Below are 10,791 nucleotides of genomic sequence, written 5' to 3'. Positions count from 1 at the left end.
TGGCGGTGCGGCTATTTTTGAGTTGTTGCTCCAGAATTTCTGGGCTTTCTGCGATCGCCAGTATCAGTTGGCGTGCCATAGTTAACGATCCCTAAACAGTATCTCTATTCTATGCAACTTCATTTAAAATTGGTATAACATACTTTTATAGTTTTTACGAGACATCGCAGTATCATAATAATTAAAATGTAACAAGTACCAAAGTTCAAAAGCCTCATTGGAATAAGCCACTTTAATGTCGTTGCTTTGAGCACGAGTTATAGCAGCATTAAAGTTTTGTCGAGGAAATGAATCGCGGTCGAATACACACCACACCTCGTCATTATTATCAGCGCTATATTCTCCCTCTTTTTTCAACTTGATTGTTTCTTCTACTAGACTTATCGTATTTAAACCGTCTCCTTGAATATCAAGATTTATCACCTCTTTGTTTACCGGAAAGCTTTTGAAATAGTTAGGTTCAGTTTTTTCTCCTTCACAAACTATTAAAAACCATTTTCTCTGTTCTTTTGTCTCAACAGACCTATTAAAATAGGTATTATATGAGTTTTGGGACGATCCTTTTTCTCGTTTTTTTGATGAACGTTTATTACTCATTAATTTGACCTATCAAACGGCTTAAGTCACCAATAAAAGGGATTGCCCCATACTTTCCACGAATATAATCTTTTTCTAAAGAAGCATCTTTACTTATTTTATACTCTACCAACGAATAAAGATGAGTTGCACCATGCTTGTATTTTTCAGTAAACCATATTTGATCTTTTCTAAACAAGTTGTTGCTGAGTAGATTTGTGTCATGTGTTGTAAATATGAGTTGTGCGTTGTTCGGATTAGTCTCCTTAGAATTAAATAGACTGATAATCGCACAAGTAATTAATGGATGAAATCTTGAATCAAGTTCATCTATTAATAAAATCTCTCCTGTTTTTAATGTCTCAATCAAAGGGCCTGCTAAATAGAACAACTTTTTAGTTCCTTCTGATTCATTGTCCTCAACATCAAAAAGTTCAATCGAATTTGGTTGCCCTTCAGCATTGTATTTTAAATGAACTGTTTTAATTGCTTTTATCTCAGCTTCATGGGAGCGTAGGATAAGATTCCGCAACTCTTCAGGCAAAATTTTTGGTAATAATGCTTCAGTTATAGGAATTTTTTCAATTTGAATATCATCAATGCCCAAATCTAATTTTTTGACTAATCTAAGAATAGCATCTTTATGATGATTATCCTCAAAACTATGGATTGTATAATCGCGATATCCTAGATCGTCAAGCCCAGAAATTACATTTAATCCTCTGAACCACATCAGAATTTTCTTTGCCGTTTCACCATTAAATTGTGCAACAACGGAGAGAAATAAAGCATTATTTCTAGTCTTATTCGTGATTCCTTTACCCTCTTTAAAAGCAGTGGTAAGCTGAAAATTATCTAACTCACGTTCAAACAGCTTAAATTCCTTTGTTTTCTGCCGATAAAATAGCCATTCAGAAATAACTTCCTTTGTATCCACCTCAAACCCGTATCTATATATTTTTCTATCTAGGCGAAAAACAATTTCAAAAAAAGATGGTTCTTTTTCTGTTTGTGTACTTAGCCGGAAAGGTTCAACATCAATAGGTTCTGAAATTTGTCCTTCTTTCGATGAGTTCAGAACAAAGGATCTCATAAAGTTAATAGCGGCTACAAAATTGCTCTTGCCACTTGCATTCGCCCCATAAATTGCTGCACTTTTTAATAATTTTAGTTGTTCGTTAACTTCAAATACATTATTTTCATCAACCTTTTTGTCTTCGCTAGTAATCGGCGAAGCTACCATGCTGAAGGTAACAATATCTTTAAAGGATTTGTAGTTGCCAATGCTGAATCCGATTAACATACATTTTCCTGAGAATAAAAACGAACATAATTTGTAAATGTTACTAGCTGTTCTATAATAGCACAACCGGTACTACCTATCAACAGATTTTAAAAAATGCGAATCCTTCAAATCGTCCCCTCAATTTCCCTCGTCTACGGCGGCCCTAGTCAAATGGTACTCGGACTATCAGCCGCCCTTGCAAACCAAGGTATTGATGTTACAATTCTCACCACAGATTCTAACGGAGATATCGACCAAAATCCCTTAGATGTTCCCCTAAATCAACCAATACAGCAAGAGGGATATAACATTATTTACTTCCGTTGTTCTCCCTTCCGTAGATATAAATTTTCTCTGAGTTTATTGCAATGGTTAAATAACCATATTAAAGAATTCGATCTAGCCCATATTCATGCTCTATTCTCACCAGTAAGTACCGCCGCTGCAACTATCGCGAGATATCATCATCTCCCCTATATTATCCGTCCCTGCGGTATGCTTGACCCCGCAGATTTACGCAAGAAAAAACAACTTAAACAAATTTATGCAGCATTGTTAGAACGACCTAATTTAGCAGGCGCGGCTGCTATTCACTTCACCAGTAAACAAGAGGCAAAAATTTCAGAAAGATTTGGTATATCTAAAAATAGATTATCAACAACCCAAGATTTAATCATTCCCTTGGGAGTCACAAATTTTGCAGAAAATTCATCCATTAAGTCTGAACAATTACCTATTCATAACCAGTTTAATATCAACTCAGGCGATTCCCAAATTCCTCAAATATTATTTATGTCCCGGATTGAACCTAAAAAAGGATTAAATCTGCTGATTCCCGCACTAGAAAAAATCCTAGCACAAGGAATCAAATTTAACTTTATCCTTGCGGGTTCTAATCCCCAAGATGCAGATTATGAGATGAAAATTAAGGAACAAATAGACAATTCACCCTTGGCAAGACATACAATAATGACAGGATTTGTTACAGGAGAAATCAAGACATATTTATTGCAAAATGCCGACTTATTTGTGCTACCTTCTTATTATGAAAACTTTGGTATTGCTGTAGCTGAAGCGATGGCCGCTGGTACGCCTGTAGTAATCTCCGAGCGCGTGCATATTTGGGAAGATATACAGCAAGCTGAAGCGGGTTGGGTTGGGCCTCTGGAAGTGGATGCGATCGCATCTCTAATTACCATAGCACTCCTAGATGTCGACGAGCGCAAACGGCGGGGGTTAAACGGGAGAGAGTATGCGAGAAAGCATTACAGTTGGGATGCGATCGCGCAGCAAACCATCCAAGCTTATCAACAAATTTTGAAACCGGGCAATTTTTAATATTACCCAGTTTCTTAATAGCTTTAAACTCTAAACAGTCGCTAAGTTAGAACGAATCTCAGTATCGGTATACTCCGGTACCCAACCCTCAGTACCATTAAAATAGCGTATAGCTTTAATCCGGCGACTAGGTGTTAAATAAAACCAATGTTCGCTATTAGCAGGAACGTTGATATATTCTTCAGATTGCACCGTCAATTCCACTTGGTCGCCGCCGGGACGCACAAACCCAAAAATGCCTTCACCTGCTACAATATAGCGGACTTCATCATCAGCATGGGTGTGGCACCGATCGAATTTAGATAGCATAGTATCTAAATTGGGAATTTCTGGATGCAGTACAATTAAATCGCGGGAATGATAGCCAGCAGTTTGCTTCAGTTCTTCAAAATAGCCATCTAAAGCTTCTAGAACTTGCTCTTTCTCGCTGTCGTTAAGCACGTCTTGTGCTAGCAAATTGCGAATTTCTGGATTTTCACCAACCGGCCAGCGGTTAAGCTGAATATTAAGTTGAGCGAGTTCGCGGGAAATGTCGCTCAGGTCAGTATAAGTTGTACCGTCTTGTAATCGTAAAATAGCCATACTGCACCTCCCAATTGTCGGTTAGACGCGATCGAAAGACGCGAGGAATTGCGCCTCTACCAGGAAAACAATTGTAACTGATATCTGGCACATTTGTCAGCAACGGCTAGAATTTAGTTTCGGAACTTTTAATTTTTAATTTTTAATTTTTTCGCGCGGATCGGTCGCAGGTTTTCTTTCCACCAAACGGATTTGGTTTTGCTTGACTACCACTGTCACCAGCGGTAGGGAACGCTTCGCTGGGCCTTTAGTCACTTGTCCCTGAGAGTCGAACTGAGAACCGTGACAGGGACACTCAAAGCGCGATCGCTCTGCTTTCCACTCTACAGTACAACCTAAGTGTGTACACACAGGATTGATGCCATATTCCGCAATTTTTGGCCCCTCATTAATCACCAAATAAGCAACTTTTGGCAATCCTTTCACCAGTACAGGAATCCCAGCTTTCGCATCAGCAAGGAATTCAGAAACCTCAATTGGTTTTCCCTCAATGTCTGCGGCTCTTACTCCCGGCAAATAATTTTCACACTGGGAATTATAGGGAAACGAAGAACAGAGCTTTTCCAGGTCAACATTTTCGCTTTGACTAGCTGCGGGAAAAAGCCACCCAATTGCCACGCTTCCCGCCGTTCCAGTCACCATGTATTGCAAGAATTGCCGCCGATTTTTTGTCATCGCCTCAGCCTTTAGCCTTCTCTATAAATTAGTTAATCTTTCTCAAGAATATTTAACCCTAATTTTTATAATTATAGCTGGATCGAGGCAAGAGTGAGATATATTTAATGTAATTTCCCAAATTCGATCATGCCTACCTACCCTGGAATTTCTAGCGAAGCTTTTCGGCATCCCCTCGACCGACAAGCAGAAGAAGCCTTACGCAGCGTCCCTGGATTTGACATGATTGCCAGCCAATTTGTAGAATTTGTCTATGAGCGGCCGCAATTTGTTTATCTAATGGGCAATAGCATTCAAGTTGGGCCGCGCCAATATGCCAGCATTTATCATATATTTAGGGAATGCGTACAAGATTTAGATATCTTCCCAGAGCCATCTTTATTTGTTTCCCAAAATCCCCAAGTTAACAGCTATGCTCTCGGAAAAAACAATCCCTATATTGTATTAAATACGGGTCTTTTAGATTTAGTAAATGAGGAAGAACTGCGCTCAGTTATCGCTCACGAATTGGGACATATTAAGTGCGGTCATCCAATTTTAACTCAAATGGCGATGTGGGCGATGAACCTTGCCTCAATGATAGGTGAAGTTACTTTTGGTATCGGAAATATCGTCAGTAGCGGTTTAATTTTCGCCTTTTATGAGTGGCGGCGGAAGGCAGAATTATCAGCAGATCGTGCTGCTTTGCTAGTGACAGATGATATTAACTGCGTAATGAATACGATGATGAAAATTTCGGGAGTTAGCACTAAATACGCTCACGAATGCAGTTTGCAGGAGTTTATTCGCCAATCTGATAACTATCAAGACCTAGACCAAGATAACCTCAACCAAGTCTATAAATTTTTACTCTACAATGGCGGACAGGGTGCGATGCTGAGCCATCCTTTTCCAGTGGAACGCTTGCGCTATCTCCGGGATTGGGCAAATTCTGAAGAATACCGCCAAATTCGCTTGGGAAACTATAAAAAGGCGGTATCTGAAGGTGCAGTTGATGTGAAATCAGAGCAACCAAGCAGCGAAACGGAGGCGCTGCGGCGTGAAATTGAGGAGTTACAACGCGAGATTAACCGTTATAAGTCGCGCTGAGGAATTACTAGCTGATTTAACGGATATTGTCATGGGTAATCTGAATTCTGAAATATGTCTTCAGAGATGTGTAGTCTAAAAAAGTACAACTTAACTAGGCAAGGTAAAAATGATTACTGATAAAGATTTTAACGATCGCAAAGAGACATCTAATTCTAGCCACAATCTTGGGAAAGGCGCGATCGTACTGGCGATTGTTGCTGTGGTGATGGGATTTACTAATCCTCCCAGAGAAGAATACCTCAGTTATGCTTCAGGCGCAATGGCAACAGAACTGCAAAAGTCTATGTGCAAAGAGTCTCGCGTACCTGAATTTTTAGGCAGTTTTGCAGAAACTTTAGTTGGCGCTTGTAAAAGTGTACTAACTTCGGAACGCGGTACTATAGAACTTTTAATTGACAATTCAACGCACCGCCAAAATCTAATCATCTTCAGTATTTACACCACTGAAGTTGTGGGTAAAAAGTACCATACAATCGGAGCTTTTGGTAATTTCTTAACTATTGCTGCTAAATAGGAGAACAAAAAATACCTTTACATTAGCTTTAGTTCTACTAATTTTGATCTTAGTATTTTGTGCTTTATTTGGGCTTTGAATTTGTTTAACTCAGGACTTACGCACCCAACCACAGAAACCGGGTTTTTTAACGAAAATACTTCGTTTTTACCCACAGATGCTCTCAAAAACCCGGTTTCTGGAGCCATGAGCGTAAGTCCCATAACTCTCGTTAGAGCGATCGCGTGGTTAGTCTTGCATAATCCAGAAAGCCCCCGTTATCTTCAACAGGGGCTAACTTGGGAAATAATTCAAACTTTGTTAAATCATGCCACCTGCGGCTTGAAAACGTGCTCTTGCTCGTTTCAGAGCTTGCTTGGCTTGAATTTTTTCTTGGGCCGATCCAGTATCAGCTTTTTGGAAACGGGCTTCGGCTTCAGCGTAAGCTGTACGAGCGGCTTCTTTGTCAATGGTTTCGCCTTTTTCGGCTCCATTGACAAGGATAGTAACTTCATTTTCTTCGACTTCTGCAAAACCGCCCATGAGTGCGATCGCCACCCAGTTTTTACCGGGACGCACGCGCATCACGCCAGTATCCAAAGCTGTCAGCAAAGGAGCGTGACCGCTTAAAATACCTAGTTGACCAGTAGTGCTAGGCAGAATTACTTCATCAGCACTTGAATCCCAGACAGTTCTATCTGGGGCAATTACGCGCACCTTTAATGTCATAAATTGGTTATTGGTTAGTTGTTATTGGTTAATGGTTAGTCGTTGGTAGTTGGTGGTTAGTCGTTAGCTAGTTGTTAGCTAGTTGTTAGTGGTTAATAGTTTATTTTTGTTAATGAAATTGTCATTAGCTATCTTTAATTCTAAGAACAACTAACAACCAACAACTAACCATTAACAACCAACAACCAACAACCAACAACTAACAGTTAACAGTTAACAGTTAACAGTTAACCGTTAACCATTAGCTTAAGCTTTCATCTTTTCAGCTTTGGCGATCGCTTCGTCAATATTGCCAACGAGATAGAAAGCTTGTTCGGGTAGAGCGTCGAGCTCACCAGACAAAATCATCTTGAAGCCCTTGATCGTTTCTTCGAGCTTCACATACTTACCAGGAGAACCGGTAAACACTTCTGCCACAAAGAAAGGCTGAGACAAGAAACGCTCCATTTTACGGGCGCGGGCTACTGTTAAACGGTCGTCTTCAGACAACTCATCCAAGCCCAAAATGGCGATAATATCTTGGAGTTCCTTGTAGCGTTGCAAAGTAGCTTGCACAGCACGAGCGATCCCATAGTGATCTTCACCAACGACAGCAGGTTGCAACATCGTCGAAGTAGAATCCAGAGGGTCAACTGCTGGATAAATTCCCTTAGAAGCTAAACCGCGAGACAGCACAGTAGTAGCGTCCAAGTGAGCAAAAGTTGTCGCCGGTGCAGGGTCAGTCAAGTCATCTGCGGGTACGTAGACGGCTTGTACTGAAGTAATGGAACCCTCTTTAGTCGAGGTAATCCGTTCTTGCAAGTCACCCATGTCAGTGCCCAGAGTTGGCTGATAGCCCACAGCAGAAGGCATCCGACCAAGTAGAGCGGACACTTCAGAACCCGCTTGCACGAAGCGGAAGATATTATCAATGAACAGCAGCACGTCTTGTTTGCTGACATCACGGAAGTACTCAGCCATAGCTAGAGCGGATAGACCCACACGCATCCGAGCTCCAGGTGGCTCATTCATTTGACCGTAAACTAGGGCAATTTTGGATTTGCTGCGGTCTTCTTCGTTAATAACCCCTGATTCGATCATTTCTTTGTAGAGGTCATTACCTTCGCGGGTGCGTTCGCCCACACCACCAAATACTGATACACCACCGTGAGCCTTGGCGATGTTATTCACCAATTCCATCATAATCACGGTTTTGCCCACACCTGCACCACCGAATAAACCGATTTTGCCACCGCGACGGTAGGGTGCGAGGAGGTCAATAACTTTGATACCAGTTTCAAATACCGAAGGTTTGGTTTCCAGTTCGGTGAAAGCGGGGGCGCTGCGGTGGATGGGTAATCTTTCCGAAGCACCGACGGGGCCAAGGTTGTCTACAGGTTCGCCGATAACGTTAAAAATCCGGCCGAGGGTGGCGGGGCCGACGGGTACTTGGATAGGAGCTCCTGTGTCTGCGACTTCCATACCGCGCACTAGGCCATCGGTGGAGAGCATAGAAACAGTCCGCACTTGGCTGTCGCCGAGGAGTTGCTGTACTTCGCAGGTGATGGAAATATCTTGACCTGCTTGATTTTTGCCTGAGATTTGGAGGGCGTTATAGATTTGCGGCAGTTTGCCGGTGGGGAATTTTACGTCTACAACGGGGCCGATGATCTGGGTGATGTAGCCGACGTTTGTTTTTTCTGCGGTGGATACCATGAGTACCTGTTTTAGTATGCTATTTTTCCGCGATCGGAAACAGTCTTAACATTTAGTAATGCCATCCTTTATTGTAGGATTGCGTGGTTCAATTTAAAACCCGTAGTTTGCGCTACAAGTTTGAGTAATGATTTTTGGGGGAGTTTTGGGCGTGATGGGGAAATTGTGTTTTTTGTCAAGTGTTGAGGGGGATTTTTTGGGGATTTTGTAGAGGTTAGGGATCTCGGTTTTGGGTGGAACCAGTTTTGAGGGAAAGTTTGCTCGGCAAATTCCTAAAAGGAAGCATTGATATTTAAACAATTTGAGCTTAAAATTTTTTAGGGTTTGCTTGTTGCCTAAATTTTTCAGTAGTTAAAAGAAAATGGTAGGGTAGGTTAGAGAAAGTTATATAACTTCTCATGAGATTTCAGGTGCTGATACACCCTACCATCTGTGCCAGTTGCGTAAGTTCTAACACTTTTAGGGTAGGCAAAAAACCCACCCTAAAAAACACGCTAATTATGCCGCCGCTTTTTCTTCAAAAGGCGTAAATAATTTCTTCTCTGCGCCGCAAATTGGGCAAACCCAATCATCAGGAATATCTTCAAAAAGGGTTCCCGGAGCAATCCCTGAATCGGGATCGCCAACCACTGGATCGTAAATCATGCTACACTGTTTGCAGATCCATTTGCGAGTAGTAGGATCTTCACCAACAACCCGCGTATCAGCTTGCCCTCCCTGCAATACTCTTAGCGCATCGTTGTAGCGATCGGCATGATAGTTTTCGATGTATTTCAACAACCCAAAACGGTGAGCCGCTTCTTTAAAAATGTAAGCATGATCGGCAGATTCTTTGGCTTGAGAGTCAAATTCTGCTGCTGCTATGCCGTCGCGATCGCGCACCGCATCCGCTGCAAAATCAGGATACATCGTGGTATATTCGTAGGTTTCACCTTCAATCGCTAAAGACAGACAACGAGCCATGATTTCCTGTTTTTGGGCATCAGATAAACCCTCTGGATCTGCTACATTTAATTCTGGATGCAGTAAAGAAAAGTGAGCGAAAGCGTGTTCTGTTTCCTGTGCAGCAGTTTCTTTAAACAGCTTAGATAACTCCTTAAATCCCAGCTTATTCGCTAGTTCTCCAAAATACAGGTATTTGCGATTCGCCATCGATTCGCCACCAAAGGCGGCTTCGAGATTTTTCAGAGTGTTGGAGTTGGACAAATCCATTTCAGGAGATAAGTCTGAACTCATAAGTGTTCCTCTCTTAGGTTAGTTTTGCCATCTCTGGGCAAACTTTCTTTGCCCTTGTGGTTTGATTTTACCAGGAATGTACAAAAAACAATTAAAACTCACCTTTCTTTACCCTAATTTTAACCGTTCTAATTCCTGTTGCAAATGTTTTTCCCATTCAGCAGCTAAGTCAATTTCCGTAAATGGAATTCGCACAACAGAGGCGTTTTTAAACAAAAATCCCAAAGCAATATCGCGTCCCGAACTTGGCAGCTTTTGCAAATCAACGGATTGATTATTAACCAAAAACTCAATTGAATCTACATCCTGCAAAGAAAATGTCTGCAAATTCACAGGGCCTTTTCGAGTCGGTTTCCCCCAAGTTAAACTATCCCCATTCTGACCAAGCACTGCATAAATATCGTACTTCACCTTCCCAAACTGCTGCGCCCAGATGCGATAAGCTTCCACTTTTTGATACTCATTCCAACCAGCCCAAGCTAACCAGATAAAAACTGCCAGCAGTGGCAGCCACATTAGACCTCTTTCCATTGTTGATTTTAGATTTAGGATTTGAGATTTGTCTGTAACAAGACTTACACAGCGATCGCCAAAAATTAACGTTTGAGATTGCTTGCAGGTGGTAACGGCTACGCACAGGCTATGCGATGACAGAAAATGCTAGAGAGTGCGTAAGTCCTATGTAACTATCGTGCAACATTCCTGTCTCATAGAGTAAACTTGGGTTATTCTGGTGAGCAAACCCCCCCGACATGGACTATTTACCATGAAAAAGTTTTTCCTTCTATGCTTATTTTTAATAGGGCTGGGCTGGACGATTTCCAACTTCTCAGGATTGGCGACATCCGGCACCTACGATAGCATTGTGCTTGACTTCCGGGAAGACGTAGGTAGTGCTGAGATCGCCAGAGAGGTAAGCGCGATCGCTTCTCAGTACGGTGTCTCCCCCCAACTTAATAGCGAATTCTCAGCAGCCGATAATGTATATGTGGTCAGAGGCGATCGCACCCTCCTCAACGCCCTGAAAAAATCCAAATTAGCCAAAGATACCGAATACATCGAGCCCAACTACGTCTATAGTGCCTTAGAC

The 10,791-nt window shown here is 41.8% G+C and carries 11 protein-coding genes and 1 pseudogene; 4 read left to right on the top strand and 8 right to left on the bottom strand.

Translation table 11 applies throughout. The features are described 5' to 3' along the window. Positions 1-123: 123 nt before the first annotated feature. Both PN499_RS08485 and PN499_RS08480 read right to left on the bottom strand, forming a co-directional pair. Positions 124-597, bottom strand: a complete 474-nt coding sequence (locus PN499_RS08485; protein ID WP_272031360.1) for an RloB family protein — start codon at positions 595-597, stop codon at positions 124-126. Beyond that, complete coding sequence (locus PN499_RS08480; RefSeq protein WP_272031359.1) at positions 590-1,879, bottom strand: AAA family ATPase; 1,290 nt, start codon at positions 1,877-1,879, stop codon at positions 590-592. The genes PN499_RS08485 and PN499_RS08480 overlap by 8 nt, the downstream gene beginning before the upstream one ends. Positions 1,880-1,975: 96 nt before the next feature. On the opposite strand from PN499_RS08480, the gene hpsP reads away from it, so the two are divergent. Continuing rightward, positions 1,976-3,199: a hormogonium polysaccharide biosynthesis glycosyltransferase HpsP gene (gene hpsP, locus PN499_RS08475; RefSeq protein WP_272031358.1), complete on the top strand. Its 1,224-nt coding sequence runs from the start codon at positions 1,976-1,978 to the stop codon at positions 3,197-3,199. Between the two features lie 30 nt (positions 3,200-3,229). Here the strand turns inward: hpsP and PN499_RS08470 are convergent, their stop codons facing one another. Together PN499_RS08470 and PN499_RS08465 are read right to left on the bottom strand one after the other, a co-directional pair. Next, a complete protein-coding gene (locus PN499_RS08470) occupies positions 3,230-3,781 on the bottom strand; it encodes a 1,2-dihydroxy-3-keto-5-methylthiopentene dioxygenase (protein WP_272031357.1) in 552 nt (183 codons plus the stop codon). Positions 3,782-3,916: 135 nt separating this feature from the next. After that, positions 3,917-4,456: a Rieske 2Fe-2S domain-containing protein gene (locus PN499_RS08465; protein ID WP_272031356.1), complete on the bottom strand. Its 540-nt coding sequence runs from the start codon at positions 4,454-4,456 to the stop codon at positions 3,917-3,919. Positions 4,457-4,585: 129 nt separating this feature from the next. Here PN499_RS08465 and PN499_RS08460 point away from each other — a divergent pair, with 129 nt between their 5' ends. Together PN499_RS08460 and PN499_RS08455 are read left to right on the top strand one after the other, a co-directional pair. After that, positions 4,586-5,545: a M48 family metallopeptidase gene (locus PN499_RS08460; RefSeq protein WP_272031355.1), complete on the top strand. Its 960-nt coding sequence runs from the start codon at positions 4,586-4,588 to the stop codon at positions 5,543-5,545. A 109-nt stretch (positions 5,546-5,654) separates the two neighbouring features. Next, the gene (locus PN499_RS08455; RefSeq protein WP_272031354.1) at positions 5,655-6,062 is read left to right on the top strand and encodes a DUF4359 domain-containing protein; all 408 of its coding nucleotides are present in this window, start codon (positions 5,655-5,657) and stop codon (positions 6,060-6,062) included. Positions 6,063-6,362: 300 nt separating this feature from the next. On the opposite strand, the gene atpC is transcribed toward PN499_RS08455, so the two are convergent. The 4 genes from atpC to PN499_RS08430 all read right to left on the bottom strand — a co-directional run bounded on the left by atpC (position 6,363) and on the right by PN499_RS08430 (position 10,232). Continuing rightward, entirely contained in the window at positions 6,363-6,770 is a 408-nt protein-coding gene (gene atpC / locus PN499_RS08450; protein ID WP_272031352.1) for an ATP synthase F1 subunit epsilon, read from the bottom strand. 246 nt (positions 6,771-7,016) lie between these two features. Continuing rightward, positions 7,017-8,465: a F0F1 ATP synthase subunit beta gene (atpD, locus tag PN499_RS08445; protein ID WP_272031351.1), complete on the bottom strand. Its 1,449-nt coding sequence runs from the start codon at positions 8,463-8,465 to the stop codon at positions 7,017-7,019. Between the two features lie 498 nt (positions 8,466-8,963). Continuing rightward, positions 8,964-9,701 carry a rubrerythrin family protein gene (locus PN499_RS29570; RefSeq protein WP_334311665.1) on the bottom strand — a complete coding sequence of 246 codons (738 nt, stop codon included), beginning with the start codon at positions 9,699-9,701 and terminating at the stop codon, positions 8,964-8,966. Between the two features lie 108 nt (positions 9,702-9,809). Beyond that, positions 9,810-10,232 carry a hypothetical protein gene (locus PN499_RS08430; protein ID WP_272031349.1) on the bottom strand — a complete coding sequence of 141 codons (423 nt, stop codon included), beginning with the start codon at positions 10,230-10,232 and terminating at the stop codon, positions 9,810-9,812. Positions 10,233-10,467: 235 nt separating this feature from the next. Between PN499_RS08430 and PN499_RS08425 the strand changes: the two are divergent. Beyond that, positions 10,468-10,791: pseudogene (locus PN499_RS08425) on the top strand (peptidase S8); the annotation flags it as partial.

Source organism: Kamptonema animale CS-326 (assembly GCF_028330895.1).
In the GTDB taxonomy this organism is placed as follows: Bacteria; Cyanobacteriota; Cyanobacteriia; order Cyanobacteriales; family Microcoleaceae; genus Kamptonema; species Kamptonema formosum.
Note: the sequence above shows the minus strand (reverse complement) of the source record. Positions and strands in the feature narration are given on the sequence as shown.